Below are 20,349 nucleotides of genomic sequence, written 5' to 3' on the forward strand. Positions count from 1 at the left end.
CCATACGAGGAGAACCGAATGACCGTTCATGACCGCATCATCGCCGAGCCGTTTTCGCTGCAGCGCCGCAACCCGGCCGGCGGCACCAAGCCGCTGACATCATGGGGTTTCGCCAACGAGACCGACGTCTTGACCGACGTGCTGCTCGGCTCGCCCAATTTCCTGCGCCATCTCTCGACCAGCTCGCTGTCGCGCAAGCACCTGCGCGAGGCGCCCTGCAACATCCAGATCGCGCAGGCACAACACAAGGATCTGGTCGCGGCCTACGAGCATTTCGGCGTCAACATCCACTGGCACGAGCCGACGCCGGAGCTGCCGATGCAGGTCTACTCCCGCGATTCCAGCGTGATGACGCCCTACGGCGCCATCATCACCGCCATGGCCAACTGGTGGCGGCGCGGCGAGAATTATGCCGCCATCCGAACCTATGAAAAACTCGGCATCCCGATCTACGACATGGTCACCGCAGGCACCTTCGAGGGCGGCGATTTCAACGTCATCGAGGACGGCGTGGTGCTGATCGGCTGCGGCGGCGCCCGCACGCAGGAAGAAGGCGCTCGCCAAGTGCAGGCCTGGTTCGAAAAAGAGGGTTGGGAAACACGCATCGCCTTCATCGACGAGTACTATGTCCATATCGACCTGATGGTGGTGCCGATCGCAGAAAAGCTCACCGCCGTCTGCCTCGCCTGCACCGAGCCGGGGATCGTCGACTGGCTGAAGGGCAAAGGGCACGAGATCATCGACGTGCCGTTCCAGGACACGATGGCGCTCGGTTGCAACTTCATGTCGCTGGGCAAGGACAGGGTGATCGCGCCGACATCCAGCCAGACGCTGATCGGTCAACTCAAGGCGCGCGGCTTCGAAGTGGCGGCCGTCGACATGAGCGAGATCTCCAAGACCGGCGGCGGCATCCACTGCATGGCGCAGGCGCTGAAGCGCGAGGCGGCCTGAGTCCGGAAGGGCAACCCCCACCTTCGCCCGCCTGATCAGCGTCAGGCAGGTGAATGGCGGTTTGCAACCGCCCCCATCAACAAACCCTGCAGGTGTGTCCTCGCCACCCTTGTGGGCGTCCGCAAATGGATGAATAGTCAGGGCGGCGTCGCCCTGAAACTGCCCGCTTGGTTTTCAGGCCGTGCCATAGCCGTCCGGGTTTTTGAATGGTCAGTCCTGAACCGCCTAAGAGAAGAGGTCCGATCGCCGCCCGGCTGCTGGCGCTCGATGCATGGATCGATTCCTCTCTCTACGAGATCGGGTTCAAGGCGCGCCAGTTCTGGGAGGGCGCGACGATTTTCTCGCGGCGCTTCCGCGTCAACGGCTGGCGCCGTGGCATCGTCGAGCTGTTGAGCGAAGGTTTCACGCTTGGCGCCGGCGGCATCGTCGTCATGCTGGCGCTGGCTATTCCCGCCTTCCAGGACACGGCCGGCGACTGGCGCGCCCAGGGCGACTTCGCCGTTACCTTCCTCGACCGTTATGGCAACGAGATCGGCCAGCGCGGCATCATCCAGCGCGATTCCGTGCCGGTCGACGAAATGCCGGACCACGTCATCAAGGCGGTGCTTGCCACCGAGGACCGACGCTTCTTCGACCATTACGGCATCGACGTTCTCGGCCTGTCGCGCGCAATCTTTGAAAATGTGCGTGCAAACTCCGTCGTCCAGGGCGGCTCCAGCATCACGCAGCAGCTGGCCAAGAACCTGTTCCTGACCAATGAGCGCACCTTCGAGCGCAAGATCAAGGAAGCCTTCCTGTCGCTGTGGCTCGAAGCCAATCTGTCGAAGAAGGAAATCTTGCAGCTCTATCTCGACCGCGCCTATATGGGCGGCGGCACGTTCGGCATCGAGGCGGCGGCGGACTTCTATTTCGGCAAGAGCGTCAAGGACCTCAATCTCGCTGAGGCGGCAATGCTTGCAGGCCTGTTCAAGGCGCCGACCAAATACGCGCCGCACATCAACCTGCCGGCCGCGCGCGCGCGCGCCAATGTGGTGCTGTCCAATCTCGTCGATTCCGGCTTCATGACCGAGGGCCAGGTGCTTCAGGCAAGGCTGCATCCGGCCGATGTCGTCGATCGCGGCGAACAGAAGAGCCCCGATTATTTCCTCGACTGGGCTTTCGACGAGGTCAAGAAGATCGCCAAGCCCGGCCAGCACTCGCTGGTGGCGCACACCACCTTCGACGCCAACATCCAGAAGGCGGCAGAAGAGTCGGTGGAGTTTCACCTGCGCCAGTTCGGCAAGGAGTACAACGTCACCGAAGGCGCCGTGGTGGTCATCGAAACCAACGGCGCGGTGCGCGCGATCGTCGGCGGCCGCGACTATGGCGCCAGCCAATTCAACCGCGCCACCAAGGCGCTGCGCCAGACCGGCTCCTCCTTCAAGCCCTATGTCTATGCAACGGCTATGGAGCACGGCTTTACGCCGAATTCGATCGTATCAGGCGGACCGATCAGTTGGGGCAATTGGTCGCCGCACAATTACGGCGGCGAGTCGGCGGGCAAAGTTCCGCTGATCGTGGCCATGGCCAAGTCGATCAACACGGTGCCCGTGCGTCTTGCCAAGGACTATCTCGGCATTGGGCCGATCAAGGCGATGGCGGAATCGTTCGGCGTGGAATCGCCGCTCGAAGCGCACAAGACCATGGTGCTCGGCACCTCGGGCATGACCGTGATGGACCAGGCGACGGGCTACAGCGTGTTCGCGCAGAACGGCTTCGTCGGCTCCAGGCATGGCATCACGCAGCTCGTCACCCGCACCGGCGAGGTGGTCTACGATTTCGCCAAGGATGCGCCGCCGCCGCATCGCGTGCTGTCCGAGCAGGCGCTGAAATCGATGAACACCATGCTTGTCGCGGTACCGGCGATGGGTACCGCCAGGCGCGCGCAGATCCCCAACATCGTCGTCGCCGGCAAGACCGGCACGACGCAATCCTACCGCGATGCCTGGTTCGTCGGCTTCACCGGCAACTACACGGCGGCCGTCTGGCTGGGCAACGACGATTTCACGCCGACCAAGAACATGACGGGCGGCTCGCTGCCGGCGATGGTGTGGCAGCGGCTCATGGTCTATGCGCATCAGAACATCGACCTCAAACCTATCCCCGGCATCGACAAGCCCTTCGTCGACGAGGAGATCGCGGCCAAGGCCGCGGAAGCGCAGAAGAAGAGCGAGGAACAGGCAGCGGCCGATGCCGCCGCGGAACGGCCGCCGGTGCTGTCCAGCCGGACGACACAGACGCTCAGGGACATGACCCACCTGTTCGAAACGGCGCGCAGGCTCGGCGCATCGGCTCCGCCCGAAACGCTCTCGGCGCTGTGATCGCGGCGCCTTTTCCCTTCTGTCTTCGGGAAGAAGCAAAAGCCGCACCTTCCGAATCCGCGTCCTGCGGCTTGCCACACGACCCCGCGCCGCGATATCCCCGAACGGCAATTCTTCATGCGCCCGGCCTTTCATGCTCAAGAACGCCTTCCTGACGCTGCTTTCGCTTGCCATAGCCATCGGCGGCGGCGGTGCCAGCGTCTGGTACGCGCTGAACATGCAGGATGGCGTCGGGGCGATCAGGATCGGCCAGTGGACCGCCTTTCCCGATATCGGCACACCCACAGCCGACCCCTATTCCAAGGCCCGCGTGGCGCGCGAGGGCGTGCTCGCGCTCGGCCGCGCCGAAGGGCTGTCCTTTGTCGCCGAGGACGACGCAGCTGGCGGAGAGCTCAGGCGCGAATGCACCTACACGATCGAAGGCGGATTTCCGACCGCCCGGTTCTGGACCCTCTATGCCGCCGACCAATCGCTCAGCGTGGTCGAGACCGGCAAATCGCGGCTTGCCGCGCTTCAATCCTATGGCGTGCTGCGCCAATCCGACAATTCGGTGCTCATTTCCGTCGGCCATCACCCGATGCCTGGCAATTGGCTGCTGACCGACGGTTCCGGCAGGATGTATTTCGTTTTGACATTCTACGACACGCCGATCGCCAGCAGCACCGGCCTGTCGGATGTTTCGCTGCCCAAGATCACCAAGGTCGGCTGCGATGCGTAGTGTCTACGCCGTGATGCGCAGACTTGTGCATGCCGTCCTTCTCGGCCTCGTCGGGGCCGGCATCGTGCATATCGTCGTGCTGCTTCTGGTGCCTGAATTCTCGGAACGCGATGCCTGGTCGCGGCTGTCGTTGGCGTCGGATCTCTACCGGATGACCCGGCTCGATGCCGAGGCGGGCGGCGCACCGGTGGTGAAATCGGTCGACCCGCTGTTTTATGCGACGGCTTGCCGGTTCGACCTGGATGAGGGAATGGTGAGGATCAGGGCGCCGGGCAATGTGCCCTTCTGGTCGGTGTCGGTCTATGACCGCAACGGCCACAACATCTATTCATTCAACGACCACACGGCGACCGGGGGCAAGCTGGATGCCGTGGTGCTGACGCCGGCCCAGATGATCGACATGCGCAGGGACCTTCCCGAGGAGCTTCAGGGAGCGATCTTCGTCGAAGCGCCGATCGACGAGGGCATATTCGTCATCCGCAGCTTCGTGCCGGACGACAGCTGGAAGTCGATCGTCTCGCGCTTTCTGGAGCAGAGTTCGTGCGAGCTGCAGGACTTTTAGACCCGCGGCCCGGACAATCCGCATCAGTTCAGTGATGCGGCACTGGCGTGCGTGGCGATCCCGGTTTGTCAGGGCCGGCTGGCCGCGCTTCCGCCGCGGCGGACCGCTCATAGCGGATGCCGGGAAAGATGATCACCGCCGCCGGTATTTCGGCGGTTTGCTTTGCTCGATTGGTCGGTGCCGTTCTCGGCACGAAAGACAGTACCATGCCCATGGTTCGCGTATTCCTCTCGGTTGCCCGGAGCACAACGCAACGCCTCCAAATATCATTAAGGCCGGCAGAGGGTTAACGGAGCGCTAACGGATCCCGGCTAAATTGATCTTTGTTCTAAGGTCAGGACATCCTGACCGAGGCAATCGCGAAACCGACACGTTCCGGTCGAGCATGGTCAAGCGTGTATAGAGTATCGGGCGTATCCCTCGTGTCATCTTCGGACTTCAGGCAAATCGCGGTAGGGACGGAATCGGGAAAGGCCGAAAGGCTGTTCCGCGCAGCGGTGTCTGCGTTCTGCTCGCTTACGCGGCCGTCCCGCCGTGAAATCGGCCAATTGGAAGATCTGACGCTGCCGCTGTTCGACAACGTCTCCGTCGAATCGCGCCGCTACGTGGCGGCGGCTCTCTCTGAATGCGAATACGCTCCTGCCGGGCTGGTGCGACGCCTGTGCGAGGAGCCGGTGGACATCGCCGCCCCCTTGCTCATCCGCTCGCGCGCAGTCGGTGACATCGACCTCATTGCGCTGATCGGCCGGCACGGGCTGCCGCATGCGCGCGCGATCGCGCGCCGCAAGAACCTGAATCCAACCATCGCCGATCTGATCAGGGCGCTGGAAAGGCCGACGCTGGTGCGGGTGCGCGATCCGGAAGCGGAAGCCTCCCCGGCACAAACCGCTCCCTTGAAGGCGCCGGCCGCCGACAGCGCGGCGAAGCAGCAGACGCCGGGCGTTGGTGCGGAAAATGCCCGGCGCAGGCTGCGCTCCATGATGCGGACCGGCGAGGAGGCGCAGTCGGCGCAGGTCGGTCCGTTCACCGGAGCCGACACCTATGCCAGATTGCGGGAGACGGCGCTGACCGGAAACGCCGCCTTCTTCCAGACCGCGCTCGCCGATGCGCTCGATATCGATTTCTCAACCGCCAGGTCGCTGACGGCGAACCAGAATTACCTGCCACTGCTGGCGGCGCTGCGCTCGCTCGACCTCAGCGAGGACCGGGCATTCCTGATCACGGTTGCCGTCTACTCCCGCGAGTTTCCGAATCCGCAGGCGATCCGCACCTTCCTCGATCGCTACCGGCTCCTGCACCGCGACGCGGCGCTGGACAAGGTGCGGGAATGGAAGGCCGAGACCCTGTCCGATGTGGTTCGCGACGCCGCCCCCGCCAACAGCGCCAGCCGCGAGGCGTCGAACAGTGACGATGCAGCGGCCTTTCCTGGCCTCAGGGCATCTTCACGGAAATAAGCTCCTCGACAGGAACAGCGCCGGCCTCGATCTCAACAACCCAGATGTCGGGATCGAATTTCTTCTCGCGTTCCAGCCTGGCGTCCAGCACCGAAGCATCGGCGGCGGTGGCGAGAAGGCTAAAGAAACGCTCGTCGGGCTTGGCCGAATCGTAGCTCGTCTGCGGCGCCGGCCCATAGAGGGCGATTTCACCAAGCCGGCTCCGCGTCAGGACGAACACGGCGCCGGCTTCGGTCGCGCCGCGCTTGACCACGGCGGCAAATCCGCCCGCGCCGAAAACCCGACGCAACAGGGCCGATACCCACAGATCCGTGGTCACGCGCATGAGAAAAGTCCGGACAGCATGCGGACTATCTATCGGTATTTACACCGCTGGGCGACCCGTTATCTGCGCCGTCAGTTGGTCAGGCCGATCTCGCGCATCTTGACATAGACCAGTTCGTCGGGCTCGCCGGTCTGCGGCAGACCGAACAGCGACTGGAATTCCTTGATAGCCGCCTTGGTACGGGCACCGACGACGCCGTCGAGCTGCATGTCGTCATTGCCGAAGGCCTTGAGCCCGGCCTGTATCTTGACAATGCGAGGATCCGGCGCTTGGGAAGCCGTATCGGTCTGAAGCGACACTGGAACCGCCTGCGACACTTCGGGACGCGGTTGCGGTTTCGGCACGGCGGCGGTCTTCGGGGTCGCGCCCAGTTGATCAAGCAGCAGCGCGTCGATCTCGCCGGACGTGTTGAGCCCGACCTTCTGCTGATAGGCCTGGATCGCCTTGCGCGTGTTGGGTCCGGAAATGCCGTCGACCGTGCCGGCGTAGAAATCGAGATCCTTCAATATGCCCTGCACCTGCTCGACCACCGGATCGCCCTTGACCGGCGCCGGCGCGGTACCTGGCCGCACGATATTGAAGGTGGTCTCCGGCTCATCAGCGGCCGCATGCGGAACGCCCTGTGTGCTGCGGGTCGCGAAGAAGGCTCCGGTATGCGGAAAAGGCTGGTACCACAGCGCATTAGCCGAAACGTAGAACAGCGTCACCAGGAATGCCGTCGACCCTCCTACCAGGACGGGATTGCGCGAAATCATGCCGCCGATGGCGAGGGCCCCGTCCTGGAAGGCGTTGCTACGGCGCTTGGCCGCCTTAGGCTGTTTTGCGGAGCGCGCCATTTCCGTCCCCTTTCGCCCTGGCCAGCGGCATCGTCAGCACCCCGGCCTTGTCCGCCGGGCGCCCTTTCGGCCCGTTCACCGGCAGGCTGATGGTGACCGTGGTGCCCTCGCCCGGCATGCTTTCGATCGACATGGTGCCTTCGTGCAGCGCCACCAGCCCCTTGACCAGCGATAGGCCAAGGCCGGTCCCCTCGAAACGGCGGGTATAGTCGTTCTGGATCTGCATGAACGGCTTGCCGAGATTGGCGAAATCTTCCTCGGCGATGCCGATGCCGGTGTCCCGGACCCAGAAATGCAGGCGCGAACCGATCCGCTTGGCGCCGACGACGACATCGCCGCCATCGGGCGTGAACTTGATCGAATTGGAAACGAGATTGATGAGGATCTGCTGCACCGCGCGTCGGTCGGCGTTGATTTCGCCGGCGTCCGGCGCGATCTGCGCCTTGAGATCGATGTTCTTGGCCTGCGCCTGCAGCCGCATCATCGATTGGCACATGTCGACGGCTTCCATGAAGCGGAATGGCTCCGGTTCGGTCGCATAGACGCCGGATTCGATCCGCGACACGTCGAGGATGGAGGTTACGACGGCAAGCAGATGCTGGCCGGAATCGCGCACCAGACCGACATATTCCTTCTGCCGCGGATCCTTGAAGGCGCCGAACATCTCGTGCAGCAGCATGTCGGAGAATCCGATGATGGCATTGAGCGGCGTGCGCAGTTCGTGGCTCACCACCGCCAGGAAGCGCCCTTTCGCCACTTCGGCGGCGGCCGCGGCGTCATTGGCGGCACCGAGGTCTTCACGCAAGCGAGCGACCTCGTCGTTCTCGCGCAGGACAAGCGTGAAAACGTCGCCCTGCTCCTGCGCGCGCATCAGTTCGAGCGAAAACGGCCGATAGTTGTCCGCCGGGCCATTGCCATTCTGTCCATTGCCGTCCTGCGGCAGCCTGACGCGTAACTCCAACCTGCGCGACAGCGCCCCGTCGCGCATGTCGGCCAAGGCACTGAGATAGGAGACGCGATCCGACAGATGCACGCGATCGAAAAGCCCGGTTCCGCAAAGCAGTTCCGGGGGCAGTTTCAATAGCGTACGTGCCTTTGCCGAGGCATCGATAACCTCGCCATGGCGGGCGACGCGCAGGACCACCGCGTCGATCATGTCTTCGAGACGATCGCCGGGGTCCCCTACGTCGGCCGCAGCCGCCGCATTGCGAACCGCCGATATACGCGGCACCAGCGTCAGCGCCCAGGCCAATGGCAGCAGCCAGTGCCACGCGGCGATCGGCACCCCGGCGTGCGGGAGGACGGTTGCCGCCACAGGCTGCAACAGAATGGCGACGACGGCGCAAACGGCCCCCCACAGCGCCGCGCGGCGAGAGGCGCTGATCCACCAGGCTTCGAACGGCAGCGCCACGACAAGCATCGCGACTGGAGAGCTCAGCCCGCCGGCAGCGGCAACAAGACCGGCGAGCGCAAGTCCCGCGATCGCCAGCGCCGCCCGGCCGGCCAGATCCATCCTTCCGGTCGCGGCCACCAGCAAGGCGATGAACCAGCAGAGACCAAAGGCCGCGAAGATGGCGGCCACGGTGACGGCTGCGCCCATGCCTGACGTGACGAGCGTGACCGCGGCACCGGCGGCAAAGAACGGAGCGGCCAGCATGGCGCCGATAAAGCGGCGCTGACGCTCGCGGTCGTCCAGCCCAAGAATGGAGGGATGGACCATACGTTCGCAACCGGCCGCCATTGCGCCAGGCAATTCAACGTATCTGGCCTTGATCGGCATCAACTCAACGCACCCGCACTCGTCGTGAACAGCTCTGCTTTTGCAGATCGTTTTGATTGACTCTGAAACTCGCACCCAGCCTTTAAAGAATGGATAAGGCAGGGCCGACCCAAGGCTCGGCCCACGGCGAATATCGGGATGGGAGCGCCCGAAAACCCGGGCAAATGCCACCATAGTAAACGGAGGGTTATCCGCAGGGACCGCCCGTGGCGTGGCCAGCCGCAGCGCACCGACCGCCTGATTTTGTGGAAAATGCAATAGAAACAAGGGAGTATATGGTTAATGGATGATAAGAAAAATGATCCCAATCTGAGACAAATCGACAGCAAAACGCTTCGTTTCGAATTTGCCTCAAATTTGAAGAAAATTCTCGGCTAACCCGCAAGCCGGCCTTTGCGCCTGTGTGCCAATATCCCGCCCACAAAAGAGGTCATGCTCATGGATGCATGATCCGGTCACGACGAGAGGCGAACATGTTCTTCCTGATGAGAATGGCTTTCTGGTTTTCGCTAGTGCTGCTGGCACTGCCGCTGGGCGTCGGCCCCGGCGAGCCGGGCCAGGAAAGCGTAGGACCGATCCAGGCCCTGTTCGCGGCCCGCGACGCGGTCGGCGACATCGCCGGCATTTGCGAACGCAAGCCCGATGTCTGTGAGACCGGCAAGTCGGCAATGCACACCATCACCGCAAGGGCCAAGGAGACAGCCAAGATCGCGGCCGCCATGCTGGACGACAAGTCCGCAGGCCCCGACATCTCCACAATGACCGGCAGCGTTCCGCAAGAAGTCGTCTTGCCGGAGACGGTCAACCTGCCGGTAAAGAATTAAGCCGTTTCGACGGCGCACCGCGGGCAGTCTGCCTCTCGACGCCCGCGGTGTCCTTGTTTTTCCGTGACGCGGCGATGGTGGATGACTATATCCCTGTCATGACGACCACGATCCAGACGATCCGCGACGACTTCTCTTTCCTCGACGAATGGGAGGACCGCTATCGTTATGTCATCGAACTCGGCGAGGCGCTGCCGCCATTCCCGGATGAGGAACGCACCGCCGCCAACAAGGTGCCGGGCTGCGTCAGCCAGGTCTGGCTGACCACCGAACGGGGACCGGGCGGCGATCCGGTCATCACTTTCAGGGGCGATTCGGACGCCCATATCGTACGCGGGCTGGTGGCGATCATGCTGGCGCTGTTCTCCGGGAAGACCGCCAGCGAAATCCAGAAAATCGATGCGGAAGCGACGCTCAAGGCGCTCGGCCTGGACGAGCACCTGTCGCCGCAGCGCGCCAACGGCCTTCGCTCGATGGTCAAGCGCATCAGGCGCGACGCAGAGGCCGCACTCGAGCAGACGGCCTGATATCGCCTCTGCGATCAGCCGATCGCATCATGCCGCGCACTGGTACCAGCGCTGTCCCGGCCCGGCCGGCAAAGTAAAACGGCGCCCGAAGGCGCCGATGTCGATCCGGTTGAACTGTCCATCCGGCTCTATCTATCGTTTGAACCGCATTCTGCGATGCCAAGTGTACTCACCTGGCAGCAAATGCTTAGCGGGCCTTGCGCTTGCGGCCGAGGCCCATCTTCTTGGCGAGCTGGGAGCGGGCGGCCGCGTAGTTCGGGGCAACCATCGGGTAGCTCGGGTCGAGGTTCCACTTTTCGCGATACTGATCCGGCGTCAGATCATAGTGGGTCATCAGGTGACGCTTGAGCGACTTGAACTTTTTGCCGTCTTCAAGGCACACGATGTAGTCGTCATGAACCGAGCGCTTCGGGTTCACTGCCGGCTTCTGCTTGTCGGCGGGCGGCTGTTCGGCGGTTCCGCCCACACGCCCGAGAGCAGCATGGACATCGGAGATTAGGTTCGGCAGTTCGCCGACCGGCACGGGATTGTTGCTGACATAGGCAGCCACCACGTCGGCGGTCAGCTCGATCAGCGCGTCGCTGTTTCTGGAAGGTGTTTCGACAATATCCATGGTCTTCAGGCCCCAACGAGAGTTAGTTTAGTGCGCCCTTTTTTACAGGCAAGGCATTGCACGAATTTTGTGCAGACAGAGCTTCTGCGATTCGCGTCGCGGGGGCATCAATGAACCTACTTAGCAAGTAAGTCAATTCGATCCTTGCACTATATTGAGCGATGTTGATCAAATATTTCCGGATCAGCTTCAATCTTTCGTGCACGATGTAATTTTTCGATATTTCGCAGGCGAAACCAACGGCCGGTGACGCGGCGTTAGCTAACCATTACATTCGCGCTAACTCACAAAGCATCTCCGAGTGCTTTGCTTTGCTTGGCGATCGCGCCGACAATCTTGGTTGCTCACCCTCCTTCGCAAAACCAGAGGTTGCTTACCTCTGCCATTGCCGGCCCTCACGCGCAGTGCAGCCGACCAGCTCGGGATTACTCAATACGGAGCGATGTATTTGCCATAGGCCCACCCGGTGACGAAACCGCCGTTCTTGGCCGGATCATGCCAGACTTCGCACCAGCGAAAGCGAACCGCCTGCTGCTGCTTCCATGCCGGCTGATTGGCGATGTCGAGCAGGTTCGTCCCGCCGGTGCATCGTCCGGTCATCTGCAAAACGGTGCCGTTCGGATATGCGGCCTGTTTCTGGGAGGTGCCCGAGGGATATTTGCGCACGTTGAGCGTGTCGCCGAACGGCACGTTGGCCACTTGCCAAGCGGCGAATACGGTCGCATGAGATTGGCTGGCGATGGCCATGGTTGCGGAAACAACGGCGAGAGCCGCGACGGTGCGAGCATAGATATTCATCATTTCTCCTCCCGGCCCACTTTCTGGAGCCCGGCGCAGCAATAAGGCCCGGCTCTTGAACCCGCGCTGATCGGCGTGTTCATTGGCCATTCAGGACATTTCCAAAGCGAGACGCAATGACCAAAACTTCTGCATTCCCAGATGTCACCCCGCCAACGCCCGAGAAGCGGCCGGTTTTCGACACGCATCACGGTATCACGCGAACGGACGACTATGCCTGGCTGCGGGCCGACAACTGGCAGGAGATGTTCAGGGATCCCGCATTGCTCGATGCGGGCATCCGCGCCCATCTCGAAGCTGAGAACGCCTACCAGTCGAAACTGATGGCCGACACGGCCGATTTGCGGAAGCGGCTGTTCAAGGAGATGAAGGGCCGCATCAAGGAAGACGATTCTTCCGTGCCAATGAAGGACGGACCCTACGCGTACGGCTCCTCCTTCAAACTCGGCGGCGAGCAGCCGCGCTATTTCCGCATGCCGCGGGACGGCGGCGCACAGCATATCCTGCTCGACGGCGATGCCGAGGCCGAAGGCAAGGCCTATTTCCGGCTTGGCGGCGTCGATCATTCGGCCGACCATGGCAAGCTTTTATGGGCGTTCGACGACAAGGGCTCCGAATTCTATACGCTTCGGGTGCGCAACCTCTCCGACGGCAAGGAACTCGCGGACACGGTTCCCGACACAGGCGGTTCGGGGGTGTGGAACGCTGGCAATGACGGTTTTTTCTATACGCGGCTCGACCCCAGCCACCGCCCCTCCAAGGTGCTGTTCCATGCGCTTGGGCAGGATCCGGCAAGTGACCGGCTGATCTATGAGGAAAACGATCCCGGCTTCTTCATGAATGTCGGCGGCACGCGTTCCAATGAATGGATCATGGTTGCCATCAACGACCACGAGACCTCGGAATACCGGCTGCTGAACGCCGGTGAGCCGTTTGCCGAGCCGAAGCTGGTGGCGGCGCGCGAGACCGGTGTTCAATACGAGATGGAGGAAGGCGGCGACATTTTCTTCATCCTGACCAACGCCGATGGGGCCAAGGACTTCAAGATCATGACGGCGCCGGCGAGCGATCCGATCCGCGCCAACTGGCAGGAGCTGGTTCCGCACGAGGCCGGCCGGCTGATCCTGTCGGTGATCGGCTTCAAGAACCATATGGTCAGGCTGGAGCGCAAGGAGGGCCTGCCGCGCATCGTCGTGCGCGACCGGGCAACCGGTGAGGAACACCTGATCTCCTTCGACGAGGAGGCGTTTTCGCTCGGCCTGTCGGGATCCCTGGAATACGACACCGAGATCATGCGCTTCACCTATTCATCGATGACGACGCCGGCGCAGGTCTTCGACTACAACATGCGCACCCGCGAGCGCGTGTTGCTCAAGACCCAGGAGGTGCCGTCCGGCCATGAGCCGGAGCACTATGTCACGCGTCGGCTGATGGCGCCCGCGGCCGATGGCGAATTGGTGCCGGTCTCGCTCTTGTACCACCGCGATGCCCCGCTGGACGGCTCCGCGCCTTGCCTGCTTTACGGCTACGGTTCCTATGGCATCACAGTGCCGGCGGCCTTCAACACCAACTGGTTCTCGCTGGTCGACCGCGGCTTTGTCTTTGCGATCGCCCACGTCCGCGGCGGCAAGGACAAGGGCTATGGCTGGTACGATGACGGCAAGCGGGCGCACAAGATGAACACTTTCACCGATTTCATCGCTTGTGCACGCCATCTGGTCGCCGAACACTACACTGTGCATGACCGCATCGTCGCGCAAGGTGGATCCGCCGGCGGCATGCTGATGGGCGCGGTCGCCAACATGGCGCCGGACTGTTTCGGCGGCATCGTTGCCGAGGTGCCTTTCGTCGATGTGCTCACCACCATGCTCGACGCCAGCCTGCCGCTGACCCCGCCTGAGTGGCCTGAATGGGGCAATCCGATCGCGTCGGCGGACGACTACCGGACGATCGCCGCCTACTCGCCCTATGACAATGTCGCTGCGCTCGGCTATCCGCCGATCCTGGCGCTGGCCGGTCTCACCGACCCGCGTGTCACCTATTGGGAACCGGCCAAATGGGTGGCGCGGCTGCGCGAGCGCAAGACGGGCGACAATCCGGTTCTGTTCAAGATCAACATGGAATCGGGCCATGCCGGCGCGTCCGGCCGGTTTTCCCGACTGGAGGAGATCGCCTACACATACTCATTCGCCTTGAAAGTGACAGGCAAGGCAACAGGGCCGCAGGGCTGAAGCGGTCATTGCCTTTCGGCCCCTGGCGTGACTTGATCGGCGACGAACGCCGAGGAGGATACGAGCAATGATCGACCTGGCCACATTGACCACCTATGTCGCCGTGGTGCTCGGTTTTGTATTTATTCCCGGCCCCGCCACGCTGCTGACGGTCGCGCGGGCAACGAGTTCGGGAACCAAAGCCGGCATCGCAACCGGCGCAGGGATCGCGGCTGGCGACGTGTTTCACACCTTCACGGCCATGGTCGGCATCTCGGCGATCATCGCCACATCGGCGGTGCTGTTCAGCGCCGTAAAGTATATCGGTGCGGCATATCTCGTTTATCTCGGTATTCGCGCGATCATGGAAAAGACAGCGGCCGATCTCGTCGCCGGCGGGCTCCCAATCTCGGCGGGCAAGGCGTTTCGGCAAGCCATACTGACTGAGATGCTCAACCCCAAGACGGCGCTTTTCTTCCTCGCGTTCCTGCCACAGTTCGTGCGGCCCGAAAACGGATCGGTGATGCTCCAACTGGCGGTATTGGGGATCATCTTTGTTCTGCTGGGCCTCTTCAGCACAGTGGTTTTCGCGGTGAGCGCAGGCGGGCTTGGCACTTTCCTGCGTCGAAATCCCACGGTGTTGAAATGGCAGGGCAAGATTGTCGGCGGCATCTACTGCGGCCTGGGCGTGCGGCTGGCGCTTCAGCAGCGCTGACGCGAAACGATGACCGGCGCGGCCTTCTCGGCGAGCCGGGCAATCAGTGGTTTTTGAATTCCGTGTTGCTGGTTTTCGCTCGCAATTGCGATGCCCCCGCGCTACCCAAGGCGCGTTTTGTCCCGGGCCATGACAGCCCACAATCGCACAAGGGCCTGCCATGCTGCTCGTCGACGTCTATCTCGACAAATCCCCCATCCAGGGGATTGGTGTCTTTGCCAAGAATGCCATTTCCCGCGGCACGATGATCTGGAAGCTGGACCCGAGATTCGACCGGCTCATCGAGGTCGAGACCTATGAGAGCCAGATAGGACCGGTGAAGAGTTATCTCGACCGCTATGCCTATCCGGACAGACGAGATCCGAACTACATCGTCTTCGAGGCCGACGATGCACGCTACATGAACCACGCCGACGAGCCGAATTGCGACGTATCCTCGCCCGAGGAAAGCTTTGCGTTGCGCGACATCGCGGCCGGCGAGGAACTGACCTGCAACTACAATCATTTCTTCGAGGCGGGTTTCGACTTCCTGGGCGATCGCCACCCGTAGTCAGTTCGCCGGTTTTTTTCGCGCCGGATAGCCGTTCGGATGCGGCGGAACCGCCTTGAGATAGGCCGCGATCGCCGCGCGGTCCTCGGGCGCCAGTTCGGCCATGTTCCTCTGCACATCGACCATGGCCCCGCCGACGGAGTCGAAATCGGGCGTGAAGCCGGTTTCGAGATAATTGGCGATGTCGGCCTGCGACCAGTCGCCGATACCGCCCTCCCCGGAGGTGATGTTGGGGACGACGCCGCTGCCTTCGGCGGCTGTGGCTCCAGCCAGCCACTCGCTCTTCCTTGTCCCGCCCGCAAGGTCACGCGGCGTGTGACACTCGCCGCAATGACCCGGTCCCTCAACCAGGTAGCGACCGGCAATCACAGGACCAGGCGCGCCTTCGGGCAGGGACACAACAGGCTGCTGGCTGAGATAGAGCCGTTTCCACAAGCCGATGCCGCGACGGATGTTGAACGGGAAACTCAATGAATTGGCCGGCGCTCGGCCGGCAACCGCCGGCAGCGTCTTCAGGAAGGCATAGAGATCGGCAATGTCGGCGGGCTTCATGCGCGCGTAGGACGTATAGGGAAATGCCGGATAGAAATGCTCGCCCGACGGCGAGACACCCTTCAGCATGGCATTGGCGAGATCCTCGGCCGACCACGCGCCGATGCCGTCCTTGGGGTCTTGCGAAATGTTGGGCGGCACAAACGTGCCAAACGGGGTCTTGAGTTCAAGGCCGCCGACAAGTTCGAGCAGCCCATCGCCTTTCGAACCGGGTTTTGCATGGCAGGAGGTGCAGCCGCCGGCATAAAAAATGCGCTTGCCTCTGGCCGCGTCACCAGGCGCGAGCTTGGCCATGATTTCCGCATCGAGCTTCACCGGCGCCGAAAGCGTCCACGCGGCAACCGCGCCGACGCCGCCGAGCACGAGTGCGGCGCCGACCAACTTCCTCAGCCATGCCATGGCCGGCGATCAGCCTTTCTTGACCCTGTAGCCCTTGTGGCAGGTGCCGCAGTCGGAGCCGATGACGCCGATTTGCGTCTTCAGGGAATCCACGTCGGCTGGGGCCGCGGCGACCGCAGCCTTGACGTTGGCAAGATACTTGTCTTCTGTCGCCTTGAAGCCGGCCATGTCTTGCCAGATCTTCGGCGCCGCCGTGGTGTCGCCCGTGTCGCTGCCCGCCGGGAACAGGACGTCGGCGTCGAATTTTTCCGCGTTCGCCTGGAGCGCCTGGAGCGCAGTCAGTACGGCGGCGGCATCAAAGGGCTCCTCACCCTTAACCACTTTCGACAGGCCGCCGACGATCTTCCCGCGTTCCTTCATCAGGGCCTGGCGGTCGAGGATCGGGTCAGCAAAGGCCGCCGAACCGGCGAACGCGAGCATAGAGATGGCGATGACAAGCTTTCTCATTCAATTGGCTCCATGATGAAGGCATTTCGGACAGGACGTTAACGGACGTGGCGGGAGGAATATTCCTTCCCCCGACGATTTTGCCAGACCTTTGCTGCTGTGGGATCCCGGCACAGAAAAACAAAAGCCCCGGGGGTGCCGGGGCTTTCTTAATCTCGATCAGGCTTTCGCTTTTTCGTAGAGTTCGAGAACATGATCCCAGTTGATCAGGCTGTCGACGAAGGCCTCGAGATATTTCGGCCGGGCGTTGCGATAGTCGATGTAATAGGAGTGCTCCCAGACATCGACGCCGAGGATCGGCGTCGCGCCATGGACGAGGGGATTCTCGCCGTTCGGCGTCTTCGAGATCGCCAGCTTGCCATCCTTGACCGAAACCCAGGCCCAGCCGGAACCGAACTGGGTCGTGCCGGCGGCGATGAAGTCGGCCTTGAACTTGTCGTAGCCACCCAGATCGCTGTCGAAAGCCTTCTGCAACGCACCCGGCAGCTTGTTGCCGCCGCCGCCCTTTTTCATCCACTTCCAGAAATGGATGTGATTGTAGTGCTGAGCGGCATTGTTGAAGAGGCCGGCATTCTTGCCGAACGACTGCTTGACCACCTCTTCTACCGACAGATCGCCAAGGCCGGCTTCGGCGGCAAGCTTATTGCCGTTGTCGACATAGGCCTTGTGGTGCTTGTCGTGGTGATATTCCAGCGTCTCTTTCGACATATAGGGCTGCAAGGCCTCATAGTCGTAAGGCAGAGCGGGCAATTCAAAAGCCATGGAAGGTACTCCCTCAAGGAAAATCCGGTGTCGATACCGGACTAAGATAGGTCTGGATTGGGTTCGGACAACTCCGAAAAGTGAAGCGCCGGGTGCTCTTTCTAAGCGGGTTCCGGAGAACTGTCACACAGTTTCCGGAAACCGGGCGCATTGCGACAAAAAGCCTGGGCGGATCAGCCCGCCGCCGTCGAATGCGCCCAATCCCAATAGAGCTCCCGCGCCTTCTTGGCCACCGGCCCGGGCTGCAGGCTGCGGTCCTCAATACGCGTGATCGGAATGACCTTGGAATGGTTGCCGGTCGAGAAAATCTCATCCGCCTCGAGGAATTCACGCACCGACAGCGCCTTTTCGGTGGTCTTGAACCCGTACTCGCCAAGCAACGTCATCGTGCGCGAGCGGGTGATGCCGGACAGGAAGGTGCCGTTCGGCGCCGGCGTCAGGACGTGGCCGTCCTTGATCAGGAAGATGTTCGAGGTTCCGGTCTCGGCGACGTTGCCCAGCATGTCGAGCACCAGGGCGTTGTCGAAGCCGCGCATCTTGGCTTCGAGGATGGCACGGCCATTGTTGGGATAGAGGCAGCCGGCCTTGGCGTTGGTCGGCATGGTTTCGATAGTCGGGCGTCGGAACGGCGATACCGTCACGGAAAAGCCGGTCGGCGAGATCATCGGCGATTCGTAGAGACACAGGCAGAAACGGGTCGAGGCGGGATCGGCCGGCACGCCCATATAGCCGCCGTGCTCGGCCCAATACATCGGCCTGATATAGACAGCCGTCTTGCCATCGAATTTCTTCAATCCGTCCCAGGTCAGCCCGACGATCTTCTCGGCCGTCATCGAGGGCTTGAGACCCAGCGCGATCGCCGAGGCATTCACGCGCGCGGCATGAAGCTCAAGATCGGGAGCGACACCCTCGAACCAGCGGGCGCCGTCGAACACACTGGTGCCGAGCCACATTGCGTGGCTGCGCGGACCAAGAACGGCGACATTGCCCTCGTACCAATCGCCGTCGACGAAAGTCCATGTCGCGGAAAGTGCGGCAGCCGCCAGTGTCATTGCTTTGTCCCGTTTCGATCCAATCTCGTGTTGCGGCATTGGATGACGCTTTGGCCGGCGTCGTCAACCAGCATCGCGGAGTTTTGTTGAGGCCACGGACGGCGCGCTGCAATCAAGACTTGCACCTTGCCTCGCCTCGCCTCAAAACTGTTGCCATGCAATACGCCGCATATGTTTTCGACGCCTACGGCACGCTGTTCGATGTTCATGCCGCCGTGCGCCGCCACGCCGACGCCATCGGACCGGACGGCCAGTTGCTGTCCGAGATCTGGCGCGCCAAGCAACTCGAATATTCCTGGGTGCGTACGTTGATGGGCGCCTATGCCGATTTTTGGCAACTCACCGAGCAGGCACTTGATTTCGCGTTGCACAAGGTGCCCTCTGCCGATCCCGGCCTCAAGGCGGCATTGCTGGACGCCTATTGGCGGCTGGACTGCTATGCGGAAGTGCCCGCCGTACTGAAGGCGCTCAAGGCGTCCGGCGCCAAGCTGGCAATCCTGTCCAACGGTTCACCGGAAATGCTGGAGGCAGCCGTTAAATCGGCGGCGCTCGATCAGGTGCTGGACGATATCTATTCCGTCGATGCGGTACGGCGCTTCAAGACCGATCCGTCGGTCTACGACATGGTCACCACGGGCTGGCGCCTTTATCCGGGTGCGGTCTCCTTCCAGTCGTCCAACCGCTGGGACATTGCCGGCGCGACCAAGTTCGGCTTCCGCACCGTGTGGATCAACCGCTCCAACCAGCCGGAGGAGTATCGGGATTTTCCACCGGCCCTGATCCTGCCGTCGCTCGATGCCCTTGTCACAGGTGGCTAACGCATGCGGCCCAAAAGGTAAGCCTGGTTTTCGCTCCAGGCCGCACACTCCTGTGACCGTAGCGCCACAGTGGCGACGCGGTCACAGCTTCGCCTTTGTTTGTCCACCTTGAGGCCAGATTCGGAACCGCCTATCGCGCCCAAGTGTTGATCAGGCACCCTCGCAACGGTCGGCATATTCACGCTTTGTTGCGATTTCAGACTTAAAGAAGGCAACCATGTTCCCAGCCGAAATCGAATCCTATCGCCTGAGCCGTCGCGGCTTTCTCAACGCCGCAGCCCTGGGCGCCGCCTCGATCGCGGTTTCCGCATGCGCCACCACCGGATCCGGGCCAGTCGAGCCACCGCCACCGGCCTACGTCGAGCCGCCGCTCGCCGACTACGTGACGATGTACGCCGCCGTCAGTGATGGCGGTTTCGAAGTGCCGGCCATTCCCGTCGACAGGATCGATCCGCAATTCCTGCGCCAGATCGTGCCCGACCCGACCGGCCAGAAGCCGGGAACCATCGTCGTCGATACGACCGGGCACTTCCTGTATCTGGTTCGTCCGGGCGGCCAGGCGATCCGCTACGGCGTCGGCCTCGGCCGCGCCGGCTTCGAATGGTCTGGCGATGCCGTCGTCCAGTGGAAACAGAAGTGGCCGAAATGGACGCCGCCGGACGAGATGATCGCCCGGCAGCCGGAACTGAGGCAATACAGCGCCGACAATGGCGGCATGCCGGGCGGGCTGAAAAACCCGCTCGGTGCACGTGCGCTCTATCTCTTCCAGGGCAACGTCGACACGCTCTACCGACTGCACGGCTCGCCGGAATGGCGTTCGATCGGCAAGTCGGTGTCGTCGGGCTGCGTGCGCCTGATGAACCAGGACATTATAGACCTCTATGACCGCGTGCCTTCGAAGACCCCGGTCATCGTGACCAGCGACGCCAGCCAGCCCATGGTGGCGACGGCGAACCACAAGGCCATCCCGATCGATGCCGGCGTGCCGGACGGATCGGTGCTGCTTGGCCCGGTGAAAGCGGTGACCGACGCGATTTTCTGATCGGAGGGAGGTGAATGCGGCGACTCGCCGCCTTCACCCTCCACATCAGCCTAT

The 20,349-nt window shown here is 62.4% G+C and carries 21 protein-coding genes; 12 read left to right on the plus strand and 9 right to left on the minus strand.

Features of this window, described 5'->3' with window-relative positions:
• Positions 1-18 precede the first annotated feature (18 nt).
• The 5 genes from FJ964_RS28750 to FJ964_RS28775 all read left to right on the plus strand — a co-directional run bounded on the left by FJ964_RS28750 (position 19) and on the right by FJ964_RS28775 (position 6,045).
• Positions 19-951 (plus strand): dimethylarginine dimethylaminohydrolase family protein, encoded by a 933-nt coding sequence (locus FJ964_RS28750; protein ID WP_140553939.1) that lies wholly within the window; start codon positions 19-21, stop codon positions 949-951.
• A 206-nt stretch (positions 952-1,157) separates the two neighbouring features.
• Positions 1,158-3,311 carry a penicillin-binding protein 1A gene (locus FJ964_RS28755; protein WP_140553941.1) on the plus strand — a complete coding sequence of 718 codons (2,154 nt, stop codon included), beginning with the start codon at positions 1,158-1,160 and terminating at the stop codon, positions 3,309-3,311.
• A 133-nt stretch (positions 3,312-3,444) separates the two neighbouring features.
• The gene (locus FJ964_RS28760) at positions 3,445-4,029 is read left to right on the plus strand and encodes a DUF1214 domain-containing protein (protein WP_140553942.1); all 585 of its coding nucleotides are present in this window, start codon (positions 3,445-3,447) and stop codon (positions 4,027-4,029) included.
• On the plus strand, positions 4,022-4,591 hold the full coding sequence (locus FJ964_RS28765) for a DUF1254 domain-containing protein (protein ID WP_140553944.1): 570 nt from the start codon (positions 4,022-4,024) through the stop codon (positions 4,589-4,591). Before FJ964_RS28760 ends, FJ964_RS28765 begins: the two co-directional genes overlap by 8 nt.
• A 422-nt stretch (positions 4,592-5,013) precedes the next feature.
• Positions 5,014-6,045: a hypothetical protein gene (locus FJ964_RS28775; protein WP_140553947.1), complete on the plus strand. Its 1,032-nt coding sequence runs from the start codon at positions 5,014-5,016 to the stop codon at positions 6,043-6,045.
• Here the strand turns inward: FJ964_RS28775 and FJ964_RS28780 are convergent.
• The 3 genes from FJ964_RS28780 to FJ964_RS28790 form a co-directional block, all read right to left on the minus strand.
• Positions 6,023-6,370 (minus strand): DUF1491 family protein, encoded by a 348-nt coding sequence (locus FJ964_RS28780; RefSeq protein ID WP_140553948.1) that lies wholly within the window; start codon positions 6,368-6,370, stop codon positions 6,023-6,025. The genes FJ964_RS28775 and FJ964_RS28780 overlap by 23 nt on opposite strands.
• A 71-nt stretch (positions 6,371-6,441) precedes the next feature.
• Positions 6,442-7,206, minus strand: coding sequence for a peptidoglycan-binding protein (locus FJ964_RS28785; RefSeq protein WP_140553950.1), 765 nt, complete (start codon positions 7,204-7,206; stop codon positions 6,442-6,444).
• A complete protein-coding gene (locus tag FJ964_RS28790; RefSeq protein ID WP_140553952.1) occupies positions 7,181-8,926 on the minus strand; it encodes a PAS domain-containing sensor histidine kinase in 1,746 nt (581 codons plus the stop codon). The genes FJ964_RS28785 and FJ964_RS28790 overlap by 26 nt, the downstream gene beginning before the upstream one ends.
• Before the next feature lie 533 nt (positions 8,927-9,459).
• Between FJ964_RS28790 and FJ964_RS28795 the strand changes: the two genes are divergently transcribed.
• Together FJ964_RS28795 and FJ964_RS28800 are read left to right on the plus strand one after the other, a co-directional pair.
• Positions 9,460-9,810 (plus strand): DUF5330 domain-containing protein, encoded by a 351-nt coding sequence (locus tag FJ964_RS28795; protein WP_140553953.1) that lies wholly within the window; start codon positions 9,460-9,462, stop codon positions 9,808-9,810.
• Between the two features lie 98 nt (positions 9,811-9,908).
• Entirely contained in the window at positions 9,909-10,337 is a 429-nt protein-coding gene (locus tag FJ964_RS28800) for a SufE family protein (protein ID WP_140495047.1), read from the plus strand.
• A 187-nt stretch (positions 10,338-10,524) separates the two neighbouring features.
• Here FJ964_RS28800 and FJ964_RS28805 read toward each other — a convergent pair whose 3' ends face one another.
• Together FJ964_RS28805 and FJ964_RS28810 are read right to left on the minus strand one after the other, a co-directional pair.
• Positions 10,525-10,950 carry a MucR family transcriptional regulator gene (locus tag FJ964_RS28805; protein WP_095089970.1) on the minus strand — a complete coding sequence of 142 codons (426 nt, stop codon included), beginning with the start codon at positions 10,948-10,950 and terminating at the stop codon, positions 10,525-10,527.
• Positions 10,951-11,379: 429 nt separating this feature from the next.
• Positions 11,380-11,748, minus strand: a complete 369-nt coding sequence (locus FJ964_RS28810) for an SH3 domain-containing protein (protein WP_140553990.1) — start codon at positions 11,746-11,748, stop codon at positions 11,380-11,382.
• A 116-nt stretch (positions 11,749-11,864) separates the two neighbouring features.
• Between FJ964_RS28810 and FJ964_RS28815 the strand changes: the two genes are divergently transcribed.
• The 3 genes from FJ964_RS28815 (at position 11,865) to FJ964_RS28825 (ending at position 15,223) form a co-directional block, all read left to right on the plus strand.
• Positions 11,865-13,979, plus strand: coding sequence for a S9 family peptidase (locus FJ964_RS28815; RefSeq protein WP_140553955.1), 2,115 nt, complete (start codon positions 11,865-11,867; stop codon positions 13,977-13,979).
• Positions 13,980-14,046: 67 nt separating this feature from the next.
• Positions 14,047-14,673 (plus strand): LysE family translocator, encoded by a 627-nt coding sequence (locus FJ964_RS28820; RefSeq protein WP_140553957.1) that lies wholly within the window; start codon positions 14,047-14,049, stop codon positions 14,671-14,673.
• 160 nt (positions 14,674-14,833) lie between these two features.
• Positions 14,834-15,223, plus strand: coding sequence for an SET domain-containing protein-lysine N-methyltransferase (locus FJ964_RS28825; RefSeq protein ID WP_140553958.1), 390 nt, complete (start codon positions 14,834-14,836; stop codon positions 15,221-15,223).
• On the opposite strand, the gene FJ964_RS28830 is transcribed toward FJ964_RS28825, so the two are convergent.
• The 4 genes from FJ964_RS28830 to FJ964_RS28845 all read right to left on the minus strand — a co-directional run bounded on the left by FJ964_RS28830 (position 15,224) and on the right by FJ964_RS28845 (position 18,435).
• Positions 15,224-16,174: a cytochrome c gene (locus tag FJ964_RS28830; protein WP_140553960.1), complete on the minus strand. Its 951-nt coding sequence runs from the start codon at positions 16,172-16,174 to the stop codon at positions 15,224-15,226.
• 9 nt (positions 16,175-16,183) lie between these two features.
• Positions 16,184-16,621 (minus strand): cytochrome c, encoded by a 438-nt coding sequence (locus FJ964_RS28835; RefSeq protein WP_140553962.1) that lies wholly within the window; start codon positions 16,619-16,621, stop codon positions 16,184-16,186.
• A gap of 159 nt (positions 16,622-16,780) precedes the next feature.
• Positions 16,781-17,383, minus strand: a complete 603-nt coding sequence (locus tag FJ964_RS28840; RefSeq protein ID WP_140553963.1) for a superoxide dismutase — start codon at positions 17,381-17,383, stop codon at positions 16,781-16,783.
• Positions 17,384-17,556: 173 nt separating this feature from the next.
• Entirely contained in the window at positions 17,557-18,435 is an 879-nt protein-coding gene (locus tag FJ964_RS28845; protein ID WP_140553965.1) for a branched-chain amino acid aminotransferase, read from the minus strand.
• 155 nt (positions 18,436-18,590) lie between these two features.
• Between FJ964_RS28845 and FJ964_RS28850 the strand changes: the two genes are divergently transcribed.
• Together FJ964_RS28850 and FJ964_RS28855 are read left to right on the plus strand one after the other, a co-directional pair.
• On the plus strand, positions 18,591-19,253 hold the full coding sequence (locus tag FJ964_RS28850; protein ID WP_140494758.1) for a haloacid dehalogenase type II: 663 nt from the start codon (positions 18,591-18,593) through the stop codon (positions 19,251-19,253).
• Between the two features lie 217 nt (positions 19,254-19,470).
• Positions 19,471-20,295: a L,D-transpeptidase gene (locus FJ964_RS28855; RefSeq protein WP_140553967.1), complete on the plus strand. Its 825-nt coding sequence runs from the start codon at positions 19,471-19,473 to the stop codon at positions 20,293-20,295.
• Positions 20,296-20,349: the final 54 nt, after the last annotated feature.

Source organism: Mesorhizobium sp. B2-3-2 (assembly GCF_006442295.1).
Taxonomy (GTDB): Bacteria; Pseudomonadota; Alphaproteobacteria; order Rhizobiales; family Rhizobiaceae; genus Mesorhizobium.